Consider the following 23,066-nt stretch of genomic DNA (forward strand, 5'->3'; position numbering starts at 1 on the left):
TGAAAGACGCAGCTAAGCCTGCGCGACGTGAATCCGACGCTCATTTCGGTTCGCCGGATCGGCTCGCGTCAGGTTCCAGAGCGTCGCGACTCGAACCGCTGCAAGCGACTTCGCGACAACCCAGCGCGGCCTCGCGGCCGCCGTTTCGGCGCAGAACCGTGACGTCGCGCGTCTTTAGCCACGACTCGGCACGAATCCACGCCCCGCCCCGTGGCCCTGCGCGGCTGCGCGCTTGCGCCCGACCGGGGCCGTTGCGACGATAGCCTACCGGCCTTACCGGGAGAGAATCGCTCGCGGTCCAGGAGGAGTCCGTGTTGGGACGTAGTCTGTGTCTGCTCCTGCTGTTGTTGTTCGGCGCTCAGTTCGCCATGCAGGCGCAGGCTCGCCTTCCGGAAACCCCGCGCTTCCGCCGCTTCGGCCAGGAGCAGGGGCTGCCCAAGTCGGTGCTGGCGATGGAGCTCGATCAACAGGGCTATCTGTGGATCGCCACCGAGGACGGTCTGGCGCGTTACGACGGCGTCGCCTTCAGCACCTGGCGCCACACCATCGGCCTGTCCGGCTCGTTGCCGGACAACATGCTCGAAGACCTGTACATCGACGGGCGCGACCGGATCTGGGTCGCCAGCCGCGACGGCCTGGCCTGGCTCGGCAGCGATCGCAAGGAATTCGTCCGCGTCGCATTCCGCGGCGCCGATGCTTCGTGCAGCGACGATGTGTCCTATCTGACCGGCACGCCCGACGGCGCGATCTGGACCGCGACCTACGCCGGCCACATGTGCCGCATCGCCCCGGACGGCCGCAGCGTGCAGCGCTTCGTGCCCGGCGTCGGCGCCGGCGCGCGTCTGCCGTCCGGGCCGATCACCGCCTTGCTCGCCGATGCGCGCGGCCGCCTGCTGGTCGGCACCTTGCACGGCCTGACCCGCTTCGAAAACGAGCGCTTCGCACCGATCGGCCGCGACGAAACCGCCGGCGTGCGCATCGGCGAGTTGTCGCAGGACGTCGACGGCGCGATCTGGGTCGGCAGCCAGCGCGGTCTGTTCCGGCTCGACGCCGACGACCGCATGACCCCGGCGCCGTGGCAACTGGGCGAGGAAGCGGCCAACGCGATCGTGATCGGCGATCTCACCGGCGGCCGCTGGATCGGCACCACCGCCGGCCTGTACCGGGTCGACGCCGACAACAACGTGCGGCTGTTGCAGGACGATGCCGGCGACGGGCTGTGGGATCGCCGCAGCGGCCTGATGCAGATGCTGCGCGACAACGAAGGCGGGATCTGGTTCGTCACCTATTCGCAAGGATTGGTGTACCTGCCGCCGGACTGGAACCGTTTCGCCTCGATCACCTCGGTCGGCAGCAGCCAGATCGACCGGCTCGACGCGCGCGACATCGCGCCCGACGGCGACGGCGGCTTCTGGCTGCTGACCGCGACCGATCTGTACCGATTGCGCCGCGGCAGCGGCGTACTGGAAACCGTCGCCGACAGCCGCGGCCTCGGGCTGAAGTGGATGCACACGCTGTTCCTGCGTCCCGACGGCACGCTGTGGATCGGTCATTCCACCGGCCTGAGCCTGTTCGATCCAACCACGCGCCAGGCGCGGGCCTGGCCGTTCGCGGCTTCGCCGTCGGCCGCATCGCAAGACCTCGGCGCGACCGTGTGGTTTCTGCACGAATTGCCCGACGGCGGTCTTTGGCTGTGGTTCTCGGACGGCTCGGTGCATCGCTACCGCGCCGACGGCACCGCGCTGCCGCCGGGCGAGGCCGAACGCGTGCTCGCGAGCAGCGGTTTCGTGACCGGCGCGGGCACCTTCGTGCAAGGTCCCGACGGCCAGCCCTGGTTCGCCGGCGTCACCGGACTCAAGCGCTGGGACGGCCAGCGTTTCGTCGCCGTCGCCGGCGGCGACATCGACGACATCCAGGTGATGAGCTTCGCCGGCCCGCAGCGCCTGTGGCTGGCGCGCAGGGGCGCGCTGGAGGCCTACCGCTGGCAGGACGGCCGCCTGCAGCCGGAACTGCGCATCGACAACAATGCCGGCTATCCCGACACCAATGTCTCGGGCCTGCTGGTCAGCCGCAACGGCACGGTCTGGGCGACCACCGCGCGCGGTTTGCTGATGATGTCGCCCGACGCCAAGCGGTTGCGCCTGTTCGGCCTGGGCGACGGCATCCCCAATGTCGAACTGACCCGCACCTCGCCGCATCGCGGCGCCGACGGCGTGGCCGCGGCGCTGTCGCTGGACGGGCTGGTGTTGTTCGATCTGGACACGCCGTTCCCGGCCGCGCGACCGCCGCGCCTGACTCTGGAAAGCATCAGCGCGCGACGCGAGGAAGACGAATGGTCGCTGCCGGTCGATCGCGGCAGGATCCAACTGGAATCCGACGATCGCGACCTGCGCGTCGTCGCGCGGCTGATGTCGTTTCTCGATCCGCGTTCGCACGTGTATCGCTTCAAGCTGGAAGGCTACGACCCGGACTGGATCGAACAGCGCGCCAACGGCGAGCGGGTGTTCTCGCGCCTGGAACCGGGCGACTACCGTCTGCTGGTCAAGGCCGCGGGCGCCGACGGCATCTGGTCGGAACCGGTCGGATTTTCGCTGCACGTCAAGCCGCCGTGGTGGCGCGCGACCTGGGCGCAGATCGTGTTCGTGCTGATCGCGCTGGCGTTGCTGGCGATCGGCGCGATCGCCTATCGCCGCCGCCTGGGCCGGCGCAGCGATTGGCAACTGGCCGTGCACAAACGCGAAGTCGCCGAGCAGGCGTCCGAGGCGAAGACCCGCTTCCTGGCCACGCTGGGGCATGAGGTGCGCACGCCGATGACGGGGGTGCTGGGGATGAGCGAGTTGTTGCTCGATACGCCGCTGGATGAGAAGCAGCGCAGTTACACGCAATCGATCAGACGCGCCGGCGAACACCTCTTGCGCTTGGTCAACGACGCGCTGGATCTGGCCCGGATCGAATCGGGCAAGCTGCAACTCGAAGACCGCGCGTTCGACCTGCGCGCGATGGTCGAGGAAGCCACCGAACTGATGAAGCCGCTCGCGCGCCAGCGCGGGCTGGCGTTCCGCATCGACATCGCCGACAGCGCGCCGCAGGGCCTGCGCGGCGATCCGAGCCGGGTCCGGCAGATATTGATGAACCTGCTCGGCAACGCGATCAAGTTCACCGAGCAAGGCACGGTAAGCCTGCGGGTGGAGGCGCTGGCGCCGCGCGGCGTGCGTTTCGAAGTCGCCGACACCGGGCCGGGCTTGAACGAAGAACAAAAGGCGCGATTGTTCCGCCGCTTCGAACAGGCCGAAGGCGCGCGCACCGCGGCGCGTTACGGCGGCAGCGGACTGGGCCTGGCGATCTGCCAGGAACTGGCCGCGGCGATGGACGGGCAGGTGGCGGTGGTCAGCGAGGCGGGGCAGGGGGCGCGGTTCGTGCTGGATTTGCCGTTGCTCGAGGCGGAGGTGCCGGCGCCGGTTGCAGGTTCAACGCCGGAGCCTTCCTTGCGTGGCTTTCAGGTCGGCGCGCTGGCTTTGCTTTTGGTCGAAGACGACGCCACCGTCGCCGAAGTCATCGCCGGCCTGCTGCGCGCGCAAGGGCATCGAGTCAGTCACGTGCCCAACGGCCTGGCCGCGCTGGCCGAGTTGGCGACGGCGAATTTCGACATGGCCTTGCTCGATCTGGACCTGCCCGGCATCAACGGACTCGACCTTGCGCGCCAGTTCCGCGCCCAGGGCTTCGCCCGGCCGCTGATCGCGGTGACCGCGCGCGCCGACGCCGAGGCCGAACCGCAGGCGCTGGCGGCCGGCTTCGGCGTATTCCTGCGCAAGCCGGTGACCGGCGCCATGCTGGCCGAGGCGATCACCACGGTGCTTGCGCGCGCGGACGGCGATTGAATGATTGCACTGGGTTGCATGCCGCATGGATGCGTCGAACCGCAATGGACAGCCACCGACACGCGACCGGCATCGGTCCGCGTGCATGGCCTGCGCTGGGCGTGGCTGTTGCTGGTCGCGCTCGCGTCGGTGCTCGCATCGGTGTGCGCGCCGGTGTTCGCCGGTCTGCCGGAAACGCCGCGCCCGCGCCAGTTGACCGTCGCCGACGGCCTGCCGTCGAACACCATCAGCCGCATCGCCGAGGACCGCTTCGGCTATCTGTGGATCGCCACCAGCGAAGGCCTGGCGCGTTACGACGGCATTTCCTATCAGGTCTGGCGGCGCGAACAGGGCCTGCGCGACAACTACCTGTGGGCGGTGCATGTCGACGCCCACAACCGGGTCTGGATCGGCACCGGCCAATCGGGCCTGGCGATGCTCGACACCGACCGCAAGACCTTCCGCTATTACAACCGCGCCAACACCGCGGGCATGGGCGACGACACGGTCTGGTCGATCGCGTCCACGCCCGACGGCGCGCTGTGGTTCGGCACCCAGCACGGCGGCCTGCATCGCATGGCCAGCGACGGTTCGGTCACCCGCTACATGCCGCGCGAAGGCGATCCGCGCAGTCTGCCCAGCGACGGCATTTCCAATCTCGCCGTCGCGCCCGACGGCAATCTGTGGATCAGCACCCTGGCCGGCGCGGCGCGCTGGACCGGACGCGATTTCGAACGCGTGCCCGAGCACGCGCTCAGTTCCGATCTGGTCAACACGATCAGTTTCGAAGCCGACGGCACCGCCTGGTTCGGCACTCCGCACGGCGTCGGCGTGCGCCGCCCCGACGGGCGTTACGAGGCCAAGCCGTGGGCGCAGGTCGCGCCGAGCATGAACGTGCTCGACGTGTTGCGCCGCGATCGCACCGGCCAGTACTGGTTCGATCTGCCGCAAGGCCTCGGCATCGGCAGCGTCGACGGAATCAGCGTGGTGCCGTTGTTCAGCACCGCCAGCCAGGGCCTGGTGCGGCCGAGCTGGTCGGGCGCGTACGAAGATCGCGAAGGCGGTCTGTGGTTCGCCAGCAATGGCCACGGCCTGTGGTATCTGCCGCCGAACTGGCGCCAGTTCTCGGTGTTGACCCGCAGGCTGGAGGATCCGACCAGCTTGTCGAATGCGCACGTGCGCGGCATCGCGCCGGCGCGCGGCGGCGACATGTGGCTGGTCGGCAGCGGCGGCGTGCTCGACCGGCTCGATCCGGAAAGCGGAAAGATCACCCACGTCGCCAAGGATTTCAGCGGCAACCTCGGCCTGGAACGGGTGCTGGAGGATCGCCACGGCATGGTCTGGGTGACTTACTACGGCGGCCTGGCGCGGATCGATCCGGCCACCGGCGCGCACCGCAACTGGAGCGACAGCGATCGCCGCGATCCCGCGCCCGGCGGCACCAGCGAACTGGTCGAAAGCCAGGGCCTGCTGTGGGTGGTCGGCAGCGACGGCGAACTGCAGGCGCGCGACGCCGACGGCCATGTGGTCGATGCGTTCAAGTTCGGCGAGCGCGGCCTGCCCGAGTATCTGACTTTGGAACTGGCCGGCAACGGTCTGGACGACGAGCTGTGGATCAACGGCTCGCAGGGGCTGTGGCGTTTCAACGGCAACACGCGCCGGTTCGAACGCGTCGCCGGTTCGCCGCAAGTGCAGATCGATGCGTTCGCGCTGGAAGGCCGGCAGCGGGTGTGGATCGCGAGCTTCGGCGAACTGACCGCATACCGCTGGGACGGCCTGCGCCTGCGCCGCGAATTCAGCCTGGGCACGCGCCAAGGGATGCCGTTGACCGATGCGCGCGGGCTCACCGTCGACAGCGCCGGACGCTTGTGGATGACCACCACGCGCGGTCTGGTGCGGGTCGATCCGCAGGCGCGTTCGGTGCGCGTGTACGGGGTCAAGGACGGTCTGCCGAGCCAGGAATTCGCCGGCAAACCGGTGCCGCGCCCGGGCGACGGCCGCATTCTGATCGGCAGCCCGGAAGGCCTGGTCCTGTTCGATCCGGCGGTGGTGCGGCCGGCGCGGCAGGCGCCGCCGCTGGTGATCGAAACCATCGAAGTGCGGCGCGGCAATCAGCGCGTCGCGTTCGCGACCAACGCCGGCGTGGCCGCGAACGCGCCGGCCGATGCCGACGCGCGCGCGGGCGCCGGCCGCGCCACCGCCGATGCGATCGCCGCGGCGGGCGCCGCGCGTCGTTCCTCGGTGCCGGCGGTGCACATCGCCGACGGCGATCGCGATCTGCGCATCATCGCGCGGCTGCTGTCGTTCAACAACGCGCAGACCAATCGCTACCGCTTCCGTCTGAGCAATTACGACCCGGGCTGGGTCGATGCCGGCGCCAACGGCGAGCGCCTGTTCTCGCAGCTGCCGCCGGGCGATTACCGGCTCGAGATCATGGCCAAGACCGCCGACAACGTGTGGACGCCGGCGCAGGTGATCGATCTGCACGTCGATTCGCCGTGGTGGTGGAGCTGGTGGGCGCTGGCCGGGGCATTGGCGCTGTGCGCGCTGCTGATGCTGTGGGTGTTGCTGGCGCATCGCAATCGCCTGCAGCGGCGTTTGTCGTGGCAGCGCGCCGAGCACGAGCGCGAAGTGGCCAAGCAGGCGTCGTTGGCGAAGACCCGGTTTTTGGCGACGCTCGGACATGAGGTGCGCACGCCGATGACGGGTGTGTTGGGCATGAGCGAGTTGTTGCTCGATACGCAGCTGGATCAGAAGCAGCGTAGTTACACCCAGTCGATTCGCAGCGCTGGCGAACACCTGTTGCGGTTGGTCAACGATGCGCTGGATCTGGCCCGGATCGAATCGGGCAAGCTGGAACTGGCCGACGAACCGTTCGATCTGCGCGCGCTGGTCGACGAGGCCAGCAAGCTGATGGCGCCGCTCGCGCAGCAGCGCCGTCTCGCCTTCGACGTCATCGTGGCGGCGAACGCGCCGCGCGGGCTGCGCGGCGATTCCAGCCGGGTCTGCCAGGTGCTGATGAATCTGCTCGGCAACGCGATCAAGTTCACCGAGCAAGGCACGGTCAGTCTGCGGGTCGAGGCGCTGACGCCGCACGGCGTGCGTTTCGAAGTCGCCGACACCGGGCCGGGCTTGAACGAAGAACAAAAGGCGCGACTGTTCCGCCGCTTCGAACAGGCCGAGGGCGCGCGCACCGCGGCGCGTTACGGCGGCAGCGGTTTGGGATTGGCGATTTGCCAGGAACTGGCCGCGGCGATGGAAGGGCATATCAGCGTTTATAGCGAGCCGGGGCAGGGGGCGCGGTTCGTGTTTGATTTGCCTTTGGCTGAAGTAGAGCCGCCGCGGGTGGTTGGGGGTTCAACGCCGGAGCCTTCCTTGGGTGGCTTTCAGGTAGGCGCGCTTGCTTTGCTTTTGGTCGAAGACGATCCGACCGTGGCCGAAGTGATCGCCGGCCTGCTGCGCGTGCAGGGCCATCGCGTGACTCATGTCGCCAACGGTCTGGCCGCGCTGGCCGAAGTGGCGACCGCCAACTTCGACATGGCGCTGCTCGATCTGGACCTGCCCGGCATCAACGGACTCGACCTGGCCCGGCAACTGCGCGCGCAAGGCTTCGCCCAGCCGTTGATCGCGGTGACCGCGCGCGCCGATGCCGACGCCGAACCGCAGGCCAGCGCGGCCGGTTTCGACCGCTTCCTGCGCAAACCGGTGACCGGCGCGCTGCTCGGCGAAGCGATCGATGCGATGCGCGCGAAGCTGGCGCCGCGACCGGGTTGAGCGCGGCGTCGGGCGCATGCGCGCCGATTTGCCCGTCCACGCCGTGCGTTCGACGAGGCCCGACCTTCCACGCCGCATGAGCGCCGTTTCGCGCCGGCCCGATCCGGTTTCGTCGTCGCCCGCTTGACAATCGCCGGGTGTCTGCACTGTACTAGATCACATAGTACAGATGGCGAGCCGCCCATGAGCCGTACCCAAGCCCTGACGATCCAGATCGCCACCGGCGATTCGCGTCCTATCGCCAGGCAGATCGTCGACGCGGTGCGCATGAAGGTCGCCACCGGCGAACTCGATGCCGGCCATCAACTGCCCAGCGTGCGCGGTCTGGCCCAGCAACTGACCATCAATCCCAACACCGTCGCCAAGGCCTACGCCGAACTGGTCGCCGAAGGCTGGCTGGAAGCGCGCCAGGGCCTGGGCCTGTACGTCGCCCCGCAGCGTCAGCGGCTGAGCCAGGGCGAGCGCGAGCGACGCCTCACCGACGCGATCGCGCGCTTCGTCAACGAAGTGGCGGCGCTGGATTACCGCAACGCCGAAGTGCTGGCGCGGCTGCGCCAGGAACTGCAGGCGCTCAAGCCGCGCAAAGCCGGCTGATCGGCGCGTTTCGATCCGCATACCCCTTCACCGCTGCCTGCAAGGATCCGGGCCATGGCCGTCATCGCGCCGCATATCGCCGCACCGTATGTAATCACCGCCAACGACGACGGCGAGTACGTGATCGAAACCCGCGCGCTGAGCAAGCGCTACGGACGCAAGCTCGCGCTCGATGGACTGGACCTGCGCGTCCCGCGCGGCCGTATTCACGCCATCGTCGGCGCCAACGGCGCCGGCAAGTCGACCCTGTTCCGGCTGCTGCTCGGTTTTCTCGCGCCCAGCAGCGGCAGCGCGCGGATCCTCGGCCGCGACAGCCAGCGGCTGACCCCGGACGATCGCGGCCGCATCGGTTTCGTCAACGAAGAACACACCCTGCCCGAATGGATGAGCGTGGCCGCGGTGATCGCGATGCAGCGGCATCACTACCCGCGCTGGAACCAGGCCACCTACGACAGCGTCGCCGGCAACTACCACCTGCTGCCGGAACAGAAGGTCGGGCAACTCTCGCGCGGCGAACGCGCCGGTTTCAACCTCGCGCTGGCCATGGCGCAGAGCCCGGAACTACTGATCCTCGACGAACCCACGCTCGGCCTGGACGTGGTCGCCAAGCGCGCGTTTCTCGAATCGCTGCTGCACACCAACCTGAGCGAGCGTTGCACGGTGATCTATTGCTCGCACCAGATGGAGGAGATCGAACGGGTCGCCGACAACCTGATCGTTCTCGAACGCGGCCGCCTGCGCAACATGTCGCCGCCCGACGAATTCTGCGCGCGGGTCTGCCACTGGATCGCCGAATTCCCGTTCCGCGCGCCCGAGGCCGCGCTGGTGCCGGGGTTGCTGCAGGTCCAGCAGATCGACGGCCTGCATCACTACCTGGTGCTCGACCAAGGGCCGGATTTCGAACATTTCCTCTACGCCGCCGGCGCGCGCAGCGCGCATGGCATGCCGGTGAGCCTGGACCGCGCGGTCAACGGCCTGCTGGCTCAGAACCACATCGGCGCCGGCCGCGGTTGAGCCGCGAGGCATTCGGGAGTTTGCTCATGATCGATCTGTTCAAGGCGCAGCTGATCCGCTTTCGCTGGTGGCTGGCGGCGTTCGGCTTCGCCCATCTGGGTGTGCTCGCCTTCGTCAGCCGGATGATGGATCCGCTGCAACAGCGCTCGGGTTTGTACAACCTGATCGGCGTGCTGTATTTCGTGCTCGGCCTGCTGTTCGGGCTGTATCAGCTCGGCGGCTATCGGCGGCCGAACGCCTGGCTGAACCTGATGCACCGACCGCTGCCGCGGCGCGCGATCGGCGCGGGGGTGTTCGGCGCCGGCGCGTTCCTGCTCGCGCTGGCGGTCGCGCTGCCGGTGCTGGCGATCGTCGCCGGCCAGTACGCCTGGACCGCGCGGGTGGTGGATACGCGCCATTGGTGGTTGCCGGTGGCGGCGTGGTGCGTGGCGATGGCCGGCTATCTGTTCGGCGCCTACTGCATGATCGCGGCGCGCCGTTACGCGGTGCTGGTGCTGTCCTTGCCGCTGTTGCCGCTGTACAGCGACGCCGCGGGCGGCGCGATGATGGTGATCCATGCGGCGGTGTTGATCTGGCTGACGGTCCTGGTCGCGATCGCGTTCAAGCCCGACCTGAGCGCGCCGCCGCGCGGCCTCGCCGCCAACCTGGCGGTTGCGTTGCCGGTGCAGGCGATGATCTATGTGCTGTTGTGCGTCGCGATCAATCTGGGGTTCCAACTGGGCTGGATCGCGATCGGTTCCGATCCGCTCAACAGCGGCGCGCCGCCGAAGGGCGGCTTGATCGAGTCCGATCGCGCCAAGGGCCCGGAGTTGATCATCGCCGGGCTGGCCGCCAGCGCCGATGCCGATGCGAGGCTGTGGCGCGAACAGGCGCGTATCTCCGAGGTCTATCGGATCGGCCCACGGCGCCAGCCGTTGCCGACCCGCGGCGAATTGGTCACGGCCGAGCCGCAGATCATCGGCGATGCGTCGCGCAATCTTCTGTGGAGCTACAGCGACGACAGCGGCTACTTCCACGGACGCGACACCCTGACCCGGCGCGCCGCCGGCACGCTCGGCGTCAGCATCGTCGGCGACGACGCGCAGCGGCCGCTGCCGTCGCCGCCGCTGCCGGTCGGCGACGGCTATGTGTTGACCGAACACGCGGTCTACCAATACGACCCGCACGATGCGCGGCTGCGCTTGCGCATGGCCTTGCCGGGCAACGAAATCCCGGTGGCCGCGCCCGAGCCCGCCGGCGACAGCACCTTGCTGCTCAGCGATCGCGCGCTGTACTTCTTCGACTTGCGCGGCTTCGCCGAAAACGTCGATGCGCCCGCGCCGTTGCCGCGTCAGCGCATCGATCTGGCCGGACCGGTCGGCAACCTCAGCGGCGTCGACGTGCTCGAAATCGGCGACGGTTATCTGGTTTCGATGACCTACGGTTCGCGCAATTTCCAGACCCTGGGCGACGGCTACCAAGTCGTGTTCAAACTCGGCGAGGACGGTCGCGTGGCGCAGGTCGCGCGGCGCGAACTCAGTCCGGATTTCCCGGCGCTGTTGCGCTACCGGCTGTACTGGCTGTCGCCGGCGATGCAGGCGCTGGAACACGCGGCGGTCGGGTTTCTCGCCAGACCGCAGCCGTTGTACGCGGTCGAACCGCCGCCGGTGCCGGACAACATCAGGATGCATGCCTTGGTGCTGTGCGTGTTGTCGTTTTTCCTCGCCTGGAACTGGAGCGCGCGCATGCGCCTGAGCCGCGCCGAGCGCTGGGCCTGGATAATCGGCTGCGGCTTGGTCGGCATCCCCGCGCTGCTGAGCCTGCGGCTGATCCACCCGCTGTCGCCGCGGCGCGAACCGGCGATGCAGGCCGTACCGATCGCGGCGCCCGCCTGACACAGGCTTCGAACGACGGCGCGGTGTTTCGCGCCGCACCCAATGCCGCGTTTCGAAGGCTTTGCGTCGAACCCGGCACCGAATCCATCACCGGCCACGCGCCGGTTTCCCAGGAGTTCGCCATGCATTCGTCCCCGCGCCGGTGGGTGGCGCCGTCCCGTCGTGCGTCGTTGTTCGCCTCGTTGTGGCTTTGCTGCATCGCGTTACCGGTTTGCGCGGCATCACCGGTTGCGCGTCAGGCCGGCGGATGGAACGAGGCTGCCGTCGCCGTTGCCATCGCGGCCGAACATCAACGAGCGATGGCGCGAACCCATCCGCGCGCCGATTTTCTTGCCGAACCGGTGATTCGCTCGGTCGCCCTGTCCGCCGATGGCCGCGTCTTGGCCTGGTTGCGCGAACGTGGCCGCAAGCGCGAATTGTGGGTGGCGCCGGTCGAAGCGCTGAGCGCGAACGGCGCGGTCGGCGCGGCGCCGGCGCGCCGGCTGCTCGCCCACACCGAGGCCGAGCGCGTGCTGTGGCTGGCGGATCGGCGCCATCTGCTGCTGGAGTCGCCGCGCCAGTTATGGGCCCTGGATGCGATCGGCCGCAACGGTATGCGCTTGCTCAGCGAGCTGGGCGAGCGCGAGCGTCGCGAGTTGCGCGCGATCGACAGCGCAGCGCGCGCAAGCGTGGTGATCGGCGAACGGCTGGATGCGCCGCGCCGCTATCGCCTGCTGCGGATCGGCCTGGATGGACGCACCCGAGTGCTGTACGAAAGCGGCGACGAAGTGCTGGGCTTCGCCCTGGACCCGCAAGGACGCGTCGCCTTCGTCTCGCATGCGCGCGAGGAACAGCACGTCGTGTTCCGGGTCGATCGCGCCGGCGGCCTGCGCGATGTTCTGCGGTGCCGCCAGTTGCAACGCTGCGGCCCGCTGTCGACCACGCCGGACGGACGCGGCCTGTGGTTGCTGGGCGATGTCGGCGGCGATCTGCGCGGTTTGCAGCGCCTCGATCCCGATGGCCGATTGCTGACCGTGCACAGCGATCCGCGCGGCATCGCCGATATCGACGAGGCCGCGCTCGATCCGGTCGACGAACAACCCTTGTTCGCGCTGTACGACAGCGTGGATGCATCGATCGCGGCGACCGATCCGGCGCTGCGCGAGCCGGTCGAAGCGCTGGCCCGTCGTTTCCAGGGCCGGCGCATCGACCTGAGCATCGGCCGCGGCACCGATGCGCGCTGGCTCGTGCGCGAAAGCGGCAGCCAACTGCAGGCGCCGCGCTGGCATCTGTACGATCCGCGCAGCGGACGCGTCGATGAGATCCTGCGTGACGACAGCGCGCCGCGCATCGGCGAGGCCGAGCTGGCGCGCAAGATCGCCTTCAGCTACCGGGCCAGCGACGGATTTCTCCTGCGCGGTTTCGTATCCTTGCCGCCCGGCGCCGATCCCGCGCGCACGCCGCTGATCGCATCGATCCACGGTGGGCCGTGGAATCACGAACGGCCCGGCTACGACGCGCATACCCAGTTCCTGGTCAATCGCGGCTACGCCGTGTTCGAGCCGAATTTCCGCGGTTCCACCGGCCACGGCCGCGCCTATCAATTCGCTCCGCAGGGCGATTACGGCAACGGCCGGGTGCAGCGCGATATCGTCGATGGCGTGCGTTATCTGCTCGGTCGCGGCATCGGCGACGCCGACCGCGTCGGCATCGTCGGCGCTTCGTTCGGCGGCTATTCGGCGTTGCTGGGCGCGACCTTCGAACCGGATCTGTTCAAGGTCGCGGTGGCGGCGGTGCCGTGCGTCGACTTCGGCCGCAATGCGCGCGATATCGCGCTGCATCCCGAGCTGGGCCTGATGTCGGGCATTCCCCTGCAGACCAGTTTGCGTTTGTTGCGGATCGATATCGAGGACCACGCGACGATGAACCGCCTGCATGCGCAATCGCCGCTGGCGAACCTCGCCCGGCTGCGTCGTCCGGTATTGCTGCTGGCCGGCGCCAAGGACCAGAAAGTAACCTTGCGCAGCATTACCGACTACGCCGCGCGCCTGCGCCTGGCCGGTCGCGATGTCGGTCTGCTGGTCGATCCCGACGCAGGCCATTCGACCCGCGCGCCGATCGCGCGCGAAGCGCAGATGTATCTGAGCGAACGCCTGCTGCATGCGCGGCTCGGCGGCGTATCGGCCGCGCCGCCGAGCGCCGCGCTGCGCGACTACCTGCAGCGCAATCTGCGTCTGGCCAACGGCGAGCTTCGCGATCTGCGGCCGCGCAGCGCACCCGATCCGGATCGGGTCGCGACCGGTTCGCGTTGATTGCGGAAAAAAGAAAGCCGGCGCAATGCCGGCTTTCTTCGCTACGACCGCGGCTGACTCAGCGCGCGCTCAACTCATGCACCGCCTGCACCAGCACGCCGACGTGGTCGGGATTCATGTCCGGCGACATGCCGTGGCCGAGGTTGAACACGTGGCCTTCGCGCGAGCCGGCATTGCCGTCGCGGTAATCGTCCAGGGCGATGCGCACTTCGTTGCGGATCGCCTCGGGCGTGGCGTACAGGGTGACCGGATCGAGATTGCCCTGCAGCGCGACGCGCGCGTCGATGCGGCGCGCGGCTTCGCCCAGGCCGATGGTCCAGTCCACGCCGACCGCTTCGGCGCCGCTGGTCGCGAGTTCTTCCAGGTAAGGATCGTTGCCCTTGCCGAACAGGATCAGCGGCGCGCGGTCCTCGGCTTCGCCGCGCGGCAGTTCGGCGGCGATGCGCTGCAGATAGCGCAGCGAGAATTCGCGGTACATCGCCGGCGACAGCACGCCGCCCCAGGTGTCGAACACCTGCAGCGCCTGCGCCCCGGCGAGGTGCTGGGCCTTGAGGTATTCGATCACCGCGTCGGTGACCACGCTCAGCAGTTGGTGCATCGCCGCCGGATCGTTGAGCGCGAGCGATTTGACCTTGGAATAGTTGTCGCTGCCGCCGCCTTCGATCATGTAGCAGGCCAAGGTCCACGGGCTGCCGGAGAAACCGATCAGCGGCACCGAGTTGTCGAGTTCGCGGCGGATCGTGCGCACCGCGTCCATCACGTAGCGCAGTTCGGTTTCCATGTCCGGCACGGCGAGCCTGGCGATGTCGTCGGCGCTGCGGATCGGGCGTTCGAACTTCGGACCTTCGCCGTCGGCGAAGTACAGGCCCAGGCCCATCGCGTCGGGCACGGTGAGGATGTCGGAGAACAGGATCGCCGCGTCGAGCGGAAACCGGCGCAGCGGCTGCAGGGTGACTTCGCAGGCCAGTTCCGGGTTCTTGGCCAGATTGAGGAAGCTGCCGGCCTGGGCGCGGGTGGCGCGGTACTCCGGCAGATAGCGGCCGGCTTGGCGCATCAGCCACACCGGGGTGCGGTCGACGGGTTGGCGGCGCAGTGCGCGCAGGAAGCGATCGTTGGTGGGGGCTTGGCTGGTCATTGGGTCGGGCGGGGCCGGTTGTTCGGAAAGGTGTGGGGTGGGTGCGGGGGCGCTTGTGGAACAAAAGCGAATCCCCCCTGGCCCCCCTTTTACAAAGGGGGGAACCCGGTAGGTGGGGTCGTTAGTGCGGAAGGCTTCGCGGGTGTGTCGGAGTGCGGGAGTGCAGCGATTGCGGCGCGGTACGAATCCATCCGAGGCGCCGCGACTACGAAAGCCGCGCCCCACCCAGAACGATTCCCCCCTTTAAAAAAGGGGGGGCAGGGGGGATTTGCTCTTCCCACCCGACCGATTCGACCCCACACCTGCATCATCGCGGCGCTTCGGCGCCCTGACTGAACATCAACTGGAACCCGCGCTTGAGCTGCTGATCGCGCGCCTGTTCCAGCGCCTTCAAGGCGCCGTCGTGGTCGAGGAACACCTCGCGCCGGACCGTGCTGCGGCCGCCGATCTGGCCGGTCTCGCGCACCAGGGTCCAGCCGCCGAGTAAGTCGGGCTGAAGCATCAGTTGCACGAAGCGCGGGGCTTCGCGGCCGTCGGGCCGTTGTTGAAGGAGTAGGCGCACCGGCCGATTGTAGCGGCTGCGGGGCGGCCTCCGGGTGGGCAGGGTGTCGCGGTCCCCGCGTGGCTGCGTTGCAGCCATGGCGCGATCGGCCGCGGCGCCCCCCCCCCGCGCCGCCGGTCTTCACACCCCGCGAAAGCCGCGCCGGTACGCCGACGGCGAGGTCCCCAGCCGCGCGGCGAAATGCTGGCGCAGCGAGGCCGCGGTGCCGAAACCGGTTTGCGCGGCGATCGCGTCCAGCCCGTGCTCGCTGGTTTCCAGCAGCCGCTGCGCGCGCGCCAGGCGTTGCCCGGCCAGCCATTCGCCGACGGTGGTGCCGGTGGCGTCGCGAAAATGCCGGGTGAAACTGCGCCGGCTCATCAACGCGCGTTGCGCCAGCGCATCCAGGCTATGGGCCTGATCCAGATGCGCCAGCGCCCAGGCCAGCACCGCCGCCAGTCGGTCGTCCTGGGCCGAGGCCGGCAACGGTTGCTCGATGTATTGCGCCTGCCCGCCCTGGCGGTGCGGCGCGACCACCAGCCGGCGCGCGACCCGATTGGCGATCTCGGCGCCGTGCCGGCGCCGCAACAGGTGCAGGCAGCAGTCCAGCGCGGCGGCGGTGCCGGCCGAGGTGGTGATGCGGCCGTCGTCGACATACAGCACGTCGCGTTGCAGTTCGACCCGCGGGTAGCGCGCGGCGAAGTGTTCGCTCCAGCCCCAGTGAGTGGTCGCGCGGCGGCCGTCGAGCAGGTCGGCCTCGGCCAGCACATAAGCGCCCAGGCACAGGCCGACGATATGCGCGCCGCGCTCGTGCGCGCGCCGCAGCGCCTTGAGCAAGGCCTCGGGCGGACGCTCCTCGCCGTCGCGCCAGGACGGCACGATCACCGTATCGGCCCAGTCGAGCGACTTGAGCCCATGCCGGGTCGCGATGTCGAAACCGGCGCGGGTGCGCAGCGGCGCCGGTTCGGCCGCGCATACGCGCAAGTCGAAGGGCGGCAGATCGCCCTCGCCGCGGTTTTCGAACACCAGGCAGGGCACGGACAGGTGGAACGGGCTGATCCGGTCGAAGGCGACCACGGCCAGGCGGCTCATCGCGATGTCGGTATTCATGGCCCGATTCTATCGAATATTGTCGTTCGGGCCACTATCGGGTCGGGCGGCGCGAGCGAACAATGAGCGCCACTTCCTTCCTCTTCTTCTTCGGAGCACGGCCATGAGCATCGAAACCCGCAAGCGCGCCCTCGTCGTCATCGACGTACAGAACGACTACTTCGCCGACGGCCTGCCGATCGAATACCCGCCGGTCGAACGCACCCTGCCCAACATCGGCCGGGCGATGGACGCCGCGCGCGCCGCCGGCATCCCGGTGGTCGTCGTGCAGAACACCGCGCCGGCCGGTACGCCGGTGTTCGACAAGGCCTTGCCGGGCTGGCAGCTCAACGAAGTCGTCGCCAGCCGTCCGCGCGATCACTACATCGAAAAGAACCTGCCCAGCGTGTTCGCCGGCACCGACTTCCAGGACTGGCTGCAGGCCAACAGCATCGACACGATCAGCGTGATCGGCTACATGACCCACAACTGCGACGCCTCGACCGTGTTCGAGGCCGCCCATCTTGGTTATCACGTCGAATTCCTGCACGACGCCTCGGGTTCGCTGTCGTACGAAAACAGCGCCGGCTTCGTCAGCGCTGAGGAAATCCACCGGGTGTTTTCGGTCGTGTTCCAAAGCCGTTTCGCCGCGGTGGCGAGCACCGACGAATGGATCGACGCGGTGCGCGGCGGCGCGAGCCTGCAGGTCGATAATCCGTATGCGTCGAATCAGCGGGCTCGCGCGCGCAACAAGATCGCGGCTTGATTGGGTGGGTTGTTCGACGGATTGAGTAAAACGAAGAAGCCTCGCGCAAGCGAGGCTTCTTCATTATCTGTGGATAGAAGGCGACAGCGGCGGCGCCGAAGCGACGGCTTTTCAGTTCTGCGCCAAAACGCCCAACACCGCCTCGTCCGCCACGCCCGAGACGATCCGCGCCGCGCCGGCCGCGTCCCACAGGATGAAGCGCAGGCCGGTGGCGTCGGCTTTCTTGTCCAGGCGCATGCGCGCGAGCAGGGCCTGCGGATCCAGGCCGGCCGGAATCGCGGTCGGCAGGCCCAGGCGTTCGAGCAGGCGCTGCAGGCGATCGGCATCGGCCGAACCGGCGCGGCCCAGCGCGGTCGACAGCCGCGCCGCCAGCACCATGCCGACCGCGACCGCTTCGCCGTGATTCAAGCCGTCGCCGGTGGTGCCGGCATAGCCTTGCTCGGTTTCGATCGCATGGCCGAAGGTGTGGCCGAAATTGAGCATGGCGCGGTCGCCGCGTTCGAACGGATCGCGCGCGACCACTTCGGCCTTGTAGCCGCAACTGCGCGCGATCGCCTCGGCCAGCGCCTCGTCGTCGCGCGCCAGCAGCGCGTCGGCCTGCTGTTCCAGCCACACCAGGAAACTCGCGTCGAAGATCGCGCCGTACTTGACCACTTCGGCCAGGCCCGCGCGCAGTTCGCGCTCGGGCAGGGTGCGCAGCGCGGCGGTATCGGCGATCACCGCGCGCGGCGGATGGAACGCGCCGACCAAGTTCTTGCCGGACGGCAAGTCGACCGCCGTTTTTCCGCCGACCGACGAATCGACCATCGCCAGCAACGTGGTCGGCAATTGCACGCAGTCGATGCCGCGCATCCAGCAGGCCGCGGCGAACCCGGCCAGATCGCCGACCACGCCGCCGCCGAGCGCGATCACGGTCGCGTCGCGGGTCGCGCCCAACTCGGCCAGCGCGTGCAGGCATTCGCCGAAACGGGCCAGGGTTTTCTCGTGCTCGCCCGAGGGGATCACGAAGCTCGCCACGCTCAGCTGCGGCTTGGCCGCGGTCAAACTGGCGTAGACGCGCTCGAGATAGAGCGGGGCGACATTGCGATCGCTGACGATCAGCGCATGCCGTCCGCGCAGCGGTTTGGCCAGGCACGCGCCGTCGTCGAGCAGGCCGGGGGCGATCTCGATGCTGTAGCTGTTGTCGCCTGCGACTTCGACCTTGCGGACCGCGCTCATGCATTGACCTCGGAAACGGATGGGGACGGCGGCGCGGCGATGCGGCGCCAATGACGATCGAGCGCGACCGCGAGCTGGGTGGCGGCTTCGGTCGCGGTCATCGCGGCGGTGTCGAAACGCAGGTCGGCGACTTGCGCGTAGTAAGGCGCGCGCGCCTGGGCCAGATCGCGCAGCACCTGTTCGCGGTCGCCGCGCGCGAGCAACGGCCGGCTGCGGTCGGCGGCGAGGCGTTCGAGCTGCTGCTCGACGCTGACCTGCAACTGCACCACGAAACCGCGCTCGCGCAGCAGGCGGCGGTTGTCGGCGGCGAGCACCGCGCCGCCGCCGGTCGCCAGCAGCAGGCCGTCGGCCTGCAGTAGCTCGGTCAGCACCGCGCTTTCGCGGGCGCGAAACCCGGCCTCGCCCTCGTGTTCGAAGATCGCGGTCACGCTGGCGCCGGTGCGCTGCTCGATTTCGCGGTCGGCGTCGGCCAGGCGCAGGCCGTAGCGCTCGGCCAGGCGCTTGCCGATGCAGGTTTTGCCGGCGCCCATGGGGCCGACCAGGATCAGATTGCTCGCCGGATTCATGCCGCGATTGTAGGCCAGCCCGGCCCGCGCTTGCGTGGCCTTAACGCAGGTCGGCCTAGGCTCTGCGTTCCGTCGCCGCCCCGCGCGCGCGGCGGCCGCGTCGACCCAATCGTTTCATCCATAACCGATTCCAGGAGAAAGCCCATGTCGGTCGCCAAGGTCATCGAACTCAACAGTTCCTCCACGCTCGGCATCGAGGACGCGGTCAAGACCGGCCTGGCCAAGTGCGCCGAATCGGTCAAGGACATCCAGGGCGCCTGGATCAACGACATCAAGGTCGTCACCGACGCTGCCGGCAACGTGCAGGAATGGCGGGTCAATCTGAAGGTTACGTTCGTGGTGAAGTAAGTCGCGGTGACGCGAGCTGTCGCGCGGTCTTCGCGCGGATCGGCCTTCGGGCCGGAACGATGACCCCGGGGTCCCGCAGCGTGGGGCGTCGGGGTTTTGTTTGGCGGGGTTGGTTTTGTTCGTAGGCCCGCGAAGTCTCGCCACATCTCTTTTTGCTCGTCATTCCCGCGAAGGCGGGAATCCAGGGCTCTACCTAATCTGAGGCGCGATGTCTGGCTACACCGCTTTTGCTCGTCATTCCCGCGAACGCGGGAATCCAGCGACTTGAACGTAGGTCAGGCAGGCGTCGTCGTTACCGTTGTCGCGCCAAAGTCACTGGATTCCCGCCTTCGCGGGAATGACGGTAGGAGAGGGCGCGGTTATCGCAGCATTGTGGGCAGGGAAGAAATGCTGATTGAGTCTGAACAGCAGCCTTTTTTACGCTATTTCCATCAAACCCCACGCACCCATCAAACCACCCGCCGCCCCTCATCCAACCTCACCGTCCAATCCGCGATCCCCGGCAACTCAGCCAACGCTTGCCGGCTGACCCGCTCGAACAGGCTCACGAACCCTTCGACCTGCTCCCGCGTCATCGCCCGTCGCCGCGGCCGTTTCGCCTGCATCGCCTGTTCCTGCTGCCAGCGCCAGTCGGCGACGATCTCGAACCCCGGCGGTTGCAGAAACAGCAGCCGGTCCAGGCGCGACCACAGCGCCGGATAGGCCTGCGCCAGCGCCTGGTTGCAATACGCGCGCCACACGCCGTCGCGATCGTGCTCGCGTTCCAGCGCGTTGATCGGAGCCGACAAGGCAGCTGCATCCTGCGCCGGCGTTTTCAGGAACCAGCCCTCGAATACGGTCAGATCAACTGGCCCGACGCGGCGCCAGCGCGACGGCGACACGCGCGTATCGCGCAACTTGTCGAAACGCGGCAAACGCGTGGGCTCGCCCGCGCGCAGGCGGTCGAGCACTTCGCAGCCCAAGACGAGATCGTGGGTGCCCGGCGGCCCGCGCGTGGCCAGCAAGGGATGCACCGCGCGGCCCAGGCGCAGGCGTTCGCCGCGACCCAGATAGAAATCGTCGATCGACAACACCGAGGCGGACAGCCCGCGCCGCCGCGCCAACGCCGCCACCTGCCCGGCCAGCGTCGATTTGCCGCTGCCCTGCAGGCCGCAGATCGCATAGATTCGCGCCTCCGCCGCCAGCGCATCGTCCAGCACCGCGGCGACCAGCGCGGCATCGAAACCCGCGTCGGCGGGGCCGTTTTCGACGGACGGATGCAGGCGCGGCGACATGCGATCACAATAGCGCAATGACCACGACCCACGACCTGCTCAACGAAGCCCTCGCCACCTTCGACACCTTGTTCGAAGAAGCCCGCGTCGCCGGCGAGCCCGACCCCACCGCGATGACCGTCGCGACCGCGTCGCTCGACGGCCGTCCGTCCGCGCGCACCGTGTTGCTCAAGGCGCACGACGCGCGCGGTTTCGTCTTCTACACCCATCTCGACGGCCGCAAGGGCCGCGAATTGCAGGCCAATCCGCACGCGGCGCTGCTGTTCCACTGGCCGCGGGTGCGGCACGCGGTGCAGGTGCGGATCGAGGGCGCGGTGGAAATCGTCGGCGACGCCGAGGCCGATGCGTATTTCGCCACCCGCGCGCGCGGCAGCCAGCTCGGCGCCTGGGCGTCGAAACAATCGGAAACCCTGGAAGGCCGCGACACCTTCGAACAACGCCTGGCTCAGGTCGAGCAACAGTTCGAAGGCCGCGAGATTCCGCGGCCGCCGCGCTGGACTGGGCTGCGCGTGCGCGCCGAGAAGATCGAGTTTTGGTACGGCGCCGATTTCCGCCTGCACGAGCGCTGGCTGTACGAATCCGATCGCGCCGGCGAGTGGTCCAAGCGGATGCTGTATCCGTGAAAGCCGGTTGGCGCGTGCGTCGCGCCGAAGCGGCGGATCTGGCCGCGTGGTCGCTATTGCGCGAAGCGTTGTGGCCGCAGGAAGACGCCTCGCGCCACGCCGACGATATCGGTCGGATGCTGTCGCGTCCGCACAACGCGGCGGCGTTTCTCGCCTTCGACGCCGACGGGGTCGCGCGCGGCTTCGCCGAGGCGTCGCTGCGCGGCGATTACGTCAACGGCACCGACGGCTCGCCGGTCGGTTTTCTCGAAGGCTGGTACGTGCAGCCTGAGTTCCAGCGCGAAGGCGTGGGCCGGGCCTTGATCGAAGCGGTGGAGCGCTGGACCGTGCAATGCGGCTGCAGCGAACTGGCCTCCGACGCGTTGCTCGACAACCTCGATTCGCATCGCGCGCACGAGGCCTGTGGCCTGCGCGAGACCGAACGCGTGGTGTACTTCCGCAAGCGTTTGCGCGACGACGGCTGAGCGGCCGCCTCAGCGTGATCAGCGCTCGCGCTTGTACCAGAACGCTTGGTCGATGCGCGCCATGCCGGCGCGTTCGTAAAACCCCACCGCCTCGGGCACCGAGGCCAGGATCAGGCTCACGGTCGGGCCGAGCTGGCGGCGGGTTTCGTCGAGCAGACCCTTGCCGATGCCCAGGCCTTGCGCCGAGTGCGACACGGCGAGTTCGGACAGATAGCACGACCACGAGAAGTCGGTGAAACAACGGGCCACGCCGATCAATTCGCCTTGCGCGTGATCGCGGCGCGCGGTCACGATCAGGTTGGCGTGGTCGAGCATGCTCTGCAGACGCGGCGTGTCGTCGACCGGGCGGATCGCGCCGAGGCCGGAGTCGACCAGCACGCGGCGGAAATCGGCGACATCGATGGTGGCTGCGCGGGCGTAGACGATGGCGGACGATTGGCTCATGCGCGGCAAGATCGCATCGGGGCGAGGGCGGGGCAACTGAGCTTCGTCATGTTCGGGATTCGGGATCGGGAACCCGTGGCTTTTGGCTTGGGATCAAGATCGAGATCGGGGTTTGGGATTCGCGACTGGCTGCGAACCCCGCAGCTTCGAATCGAGCTCCGAGGTTTTTTGTGGGCGGGATTGAAACCCATCCCACAAAAGACTTCGCAGACCTTTCAGGTTTTGAACGACTGGCGGAAGAAGCGACCGAGATTCGGCAAGCGGGGATAGCGCCCTCAGCCGGCCCTTCGCTTAGCCCACCCCTGAATCACCTCGCTCAACGCATCCAACCCCGCGGTCAGCGCCGCCGGTCCGGGCTGCAGGATGATCGGCGACTTGATCTCGTGCAGTTCGCCGTCGCGCACCGCCGGCACCTCGCTCCAGCCTTCGCGCGCGGTCACTTGCTCGGGGCGGAATTTCTTGCCGCACCAACTGCCCAGGATCAGCTCCGGCGCGCGGCGCACCACTTCCAGCGGATCGGCCAGGATGCGGTCGCGCGCGAGCGACATCGCCGCGTGCTCGGGAAACACATCGTCGCCGCCGGCGATGCCGACCAGTTCCGACACCCAACGGATACCGGTGATCTGCGGCGTATCCCATTCCTCGAAATACACCTTCGGCCTCCGCGGCAGCGCGGCGGCGCGTTCGCGCGCGTCGGCGATGCGCTGTTCCAACTGCGCGACCAGCGCGCCGGCGCGGTCGCTCGCGCCGACCAGCGCGCCGAGCCGATGCACGTAGTCGACAATGCCCTCGACGCTGCGGTGATTGCTGATCCACACCTCGATGCCGTGCTTGATCAGCGCGCTGGCGATGTCGGCCTGGATATCGGAAAACCCGATCACGAAATCCGGGCGCAGCTTGAGGATTTCGCCGATCTTGGCGCTGGTGAAGGCGCTGACCTTGGGTTTTTCCTTGCGCGCGATCGCCGGGCGCACGGTGAAGCCGCTGATGCCGACGATCCGGTCCTGCTCGCCGAGCAGGTACAGGGTTTCGGTGGGTTCCTCGGTGAGGCAGACGATGCGTTGCGGGCCCATGCGGCCTTTGCGGTGACGAAGGAAGCGCGATTGTCGGTCAGCGCGGGATTTGGCGCGAGGTCGCGGCCTGGCTCGCGGCAGGGCCGTGCTGCGAAACCGCGCAATTTGGCTGCACTGCAGCAAT

Annotated in this window: 18 protein-coding genes; 10 read left to right on the forward strand and 8 right to left on the reverse strand. The window is 68.4% G+C overall.

Features of this window, described 5'->3' with window-relative positions; genetic code table 11:
* The first annotated feature begins 311 nt into the window (after positions 1-311).
* From IEQ11_RS05580 to IEQ11_RS05605, 6 genes are all read left to right on the forward strand, one after another.
* Positions 312-3,878: a hybrid sensor histidine kinase/response regulator gene (locus IEQ11_RS05580; RefSeq protein WP_191823503.1), complete on the forward strand. Its 3,567-nt coding sequence runs from the start codon at positions 312-314 to the stop codon at positions 3,876-3,878.
* Positions 3,879-7,631 (forward strand): ATP-binding protein, encoded by a 3,753-nt coding sequence (locus IEQ11_RS05585; protein ID WP_191823502.1) that lies wholly within the window; start codon positions 3,879-3,881, stop codon positions 7,629-7,631. It begins immediately after the preceding gene.
* Between the two features lie 183 nt (positions 7,632-7,814).
* Positions 7,815-8,225 (forward strand): GntR family transcriptional regulator, encoded by a 411-nt coding sequence (locus IEQ11_RS05590; protein ID WP_036109116.1) that lies wholly within the window; start codon positions 7,815-7,817, stop codon positions 8,223-8,225.
* A gap of 54 nt (positions 8,226-8,279) precedes the next feature.
* Positions 8,280-9,239, forward strand: a complete 960-nt coding sequence (locus IEQ11_RS05595) for an ABC transporter ATP-binding protein (protein WP_191823501.1) — start codon at positions 8,280-8,282, stop codon at positions 9,237-9,239.
* A 26-nt stretch (positions 9,240-9,265) separates the two neighbouring features.
* Positions 9,266-11,113, forward strand: coding sequence for a hypothetical protein (locus tag IEQ11_RS05600; RefSeq protein WP_191823500.1), 1,848 nt, complete (start codon positions 9,266-9,268; stop codon positions 11,111-11,113).
* Between the two features lie 299 nt (positions 11,114-11,412).
* Positions 11,413-13,404, forward strand: coding sequence for a S9 family peptidase (locus tag IEQ11_RS05605; RefSeq protein ID WP_191823499.1), 1,992 nt, complete (start codon positions 11,413-11,415; stop codon positions 13,402-13,404).
* Between the two features lie 58 nt (positions 13,405-13,462).
* Here the strand turns inward: IEQ11_RS05605 and hemE are convergent, their stop codons facing one another.
* The 3 genes from hemE to IEQ11_RS05620 form a co-directional block, all read right to left on the reverse strand.
* Positions 13,463-14,539: a uroporphyrinogen decarboxylase gene (gene hemE, locus IEQ11_RS05610; protein WP_191823498.1), complete on the reverse strand. Its 1,077-nt coding sequence runs from the start codon at positions 14,537-14,539 to the stop codon at positions 13,463-13,465.
* A gap of 307 nt (positions 14,540-14,846) precedes the next feature.
* Positions 14,847-15,101 (reverse strand): WGR domain-containing protein, encoded by a 255-nt coding sequence (locus IEQ11_RS05615; RefSeq protein WP_036109104.1) that lies wholly within the window; start codon positions 15,099-15,101, stop codon positions 14,847-14,849.
* A gap of 120 nt (positions 15,102-15,221) precedes the next feature.
* Complete coding sequence (locus tag IEQ11_RS05620) at positions 15,222-16,187, reverse strand: GlxA family transcriptional regulator (protein ID WP_191823497.1); 966 nt, start codon at positions 16,185-16,187, stop codon at positions 15,222-15,224.
* A gap of 103 nt (positions 16,188-16,290) precedes the next feature.
* Between IEQ11_RS05620 and IEQ11_RS05625 the strand changes: the two genes are divergently transcribed.
* Complete coding sequence (locus IEQ11_RS05625; protein WP_057920919.1) at positions 16,291-16,932, forward strand: cysteine hydrolase family protein; 642 nt, start codon at positions 16,291-16,293, stop codon at positions 16,930-16,932.
* 111 nt (positions 16,933-17,043) lie between these two features.
* On the opposite strand, the gene aroB is transcribed toward IEQ11_RS05625, so the two are convergent.
* Positions 17,044-18,150 carry a 3-dehydroquinate synthase gene (gene aroB / locus IEQ11_RS05630; protein ID WP_191823496.1) on the reverse strand — a complete coding sequence of 369 codons (1,107 nt, stop codon included), beginning with the start codon at positions 18,148-18,150 and terminating at the stop codon, positions 17,044-17,046.
* The gene (locus tag IEQ11_RS05635; RefSeq protein ID WP_191823495.1) at positions 18,147-18,716 is read right to left on the reverse strand and encodes a shikimate kinase; all 570 of its coding nucleotides are present in this window, start codon (positions 18,714-18,716) and stop codon (positions 18,147-18,149) included. Before IEQ11_RS05635 ends, aroB begins: the two co-directional genes overlap by 4 nt.
* Positions 18,717-18,860: 144 nt before the next feature.
* Between IEQ11_RS05635 and IEQ11_RS05640 the strand changes: the two genes are divergently transcribed.
* Positions 18,861-19,064 (forward strand): dodecin family protein, encoded by a 204-nt coding sequence (locus IEQ11_RS05640; RefSeq protein ID WP_191823494.1) that lies wholly within the window; start codon positions 18,861-18,863, stop codon positions 19,062-19,064.
* A gap of 449 nt (positions 19,065-19,513) precedes the next feature.
* Here IEQ11_RS05640 and IEQ11_RS05645 read toward each other — a convergent pair whose 3' ends face one another.
* Complete coding sequence (locus IEQ11_RS05645) at positions 19,514-20,338, reverse strand: kinase (protein ID WP_228465003.1); 825 nt, start codon at positions 20,336-20,338, stop codon at positions 19,514-19,516.
* A gap of 17 nt (positions 20,339-20,355) precedes the next feature.
* On the opposite strand from IEQ11_RS05645, the gene pdxH reads away from it, so the two are divergent.
* Together pdxH and aac(6') are read left to right on the forward strand one after the other, a co-directional pair.
* On the forward strand, positions 20,356-20,961 hold the full coding sequence (gene pdxH, locus IEQ11_RS05650; RefSeq protein ID WP_046655737.1) for a pyridoxamine 5'-phosphate oxidase: 606 nt from the start codon (positions 20,356-20,358) through the stop codon (positions 20,959-20,961).
* On the forward strand, positions 20,958-21,425 hold the full coding sequence (gene aac(6'), locus IEQ11_RS05655) for an aminoglycoside 6'-N-acetyltransferase (protein ID WP_191823493.1): 468 nt from the start codon (positions 20,958-20,960) through the stop codon (positions 21,423-21,425). The genes pdxH and aac(6') overlap by 4 nt, the downstream gene beginning before the upstream one ends.
* An 18-nt stretch (positions 21,426-21,443) precedes the next feature.
* Here the strand turns inward: aac(6') and IEQ11_RS05660 are convergent, their stop codons facing one another.
* Both IEQ11_RS05660 and IEQ11_RS05665 read right to left on the reverse strand, forming a co-directional pair.
* Positions 21,444-21,869: a GNAT family N-acetyltransferase gene (locus IEQ11_RS05660; RefSeq protein WP_191823492.1), complete on the reverse strand. Its 426-nt coding sequence runs from the start codon at positions 21,867-21,869 to the stop codon at positions 21,444-21,446.
* Between the two features lie 275 nt (positions 21,870-22,144).
* Positions 22,145-22,942, reverse strand: a complete 798-nt coding sequence (locus IEQ11_RS05665; protein ID WP_191823491.1) for a cobalamin-binding protein — start codon at positions 22,940-22,942, stop codon at positions 22,145-22,147.
* Positions 22,943-23,066 lie beyond the last annotated feature (124 nt).

Source organism: Lysobacter capsici, from assembly GCF_014779555.2.
Classification (GTDB): domain Bacteria; phylum Pseudomonadota; class Gammaproteobacteria; order Xanthomonadales; family Xanthomonadaceae; genus Lysobacter; species Lysobacter capsici.

Bases quoted from the DNA above. Each gene is read 5' to 3' on its own strand.
- IEQ11_RS05585 (WP_191823502.1), top strand. From the start codon at position 3,879: ATGATTGCACTGGGTTGCATGCCGCATGGATGCGTCGAACCGCAATGG.
- IEQ11_RS05590 (WP_036109116.1), top strand. From the start codon at position 7,815: ATGAGCCGTACCCAAGCCCTGACGATCCAGATCGCCACCGGCGATTCG.
- IEQ11_RS05595 (WP_191823501.1), top strand. From the start codon at position 8,280: ATGGCCGTCATCGCGCCGCATATCGCCGCACCGTATGTAATCACCGCC.
- IEQ11_RS05600 (WP_191823500.1), top strand. From the start codon at position 9,266: ATGATCGATCTGTTCAAGGCGCAGCTGATCCGCTTTCGCTGGTGGCTG.
- IEQ11_RS05605 (WP_191823499.1), top strand. From the start codon at position 11,413: ATGGCGCGAACCCATCCGCGCGCCGATTTTCTTGCCGAACCGGTGATT.
- hemE (WP_191823498.1), bottom strand. From the start codon at position 14,539: ATGACCAGCCAAGCCCCCACCAACGATCGCTTCCTGCGCGCACTGCGC.
- IEQ11_RS05620 (WP_191823497.1), bottom strand. From the start codon at position 16,187: ATGAATACCGACATCGCGATGAGCCGCCTGGCCGTGGTCGCCTTCGAC.
- IEQ11_RS05625 (WP_057920919.1), top strand. From the start codon at position 16,291: ATGAGCATCGAAACCCGCAAGCGCGCCCTCGTCGTCATCGACGTACAG.
- aroB (WP_191823496.1), bottom strand. From the start codon at position 18,150: ATGAGCGCGGTCCGCAAGGTCGAAGTCGCAGGCGACAACAGCTACAGC.
- IEQ11_RS05635 (WP_191823495.1), bottom strand. From the start codon at position 18,716: ATGAATCCGGCGAGCAATCTGATCCTGGTCGGCCCCATGGGCGCCGGC.
- IEQ11_RS05640 (WP_191823494.1), top strand. From the start codon at position 18,861: ATGTCGGTCGCCAAGGTCATCGAACTCAACAGTTCCTCCACGCTCGGC.
- IEQ11_RS05645 (WP_228465003.1), bottom strand. From the start codon at position 20,338: ATGTCGCCGCGCCTGCATCCGTCCGTCGAAAACGGCCCCGCCGACGCG.
- pdxH (WP_046655737.1), top strand. From the start codon at position 20,356: ATGACCACGACCCACGACCTGCTCAACGAAGCCCTCGCCACCTTCGAC.
- IEQ11_RS05660 (WP_191823492.1), bottom strand. From the start codon at position 21,869: ATGAGCCAATCGTCCGCCATCGTCTACGCCCGCGCAGCCACCATCGAT.
- IEQ11_RS05665 (WP_191823491.1), bottom strand. From the start codon at position 22,942: ATGGGCCCGCAACGCATCGTCTGCCTCACCGAGGAACCCACCGAAACC.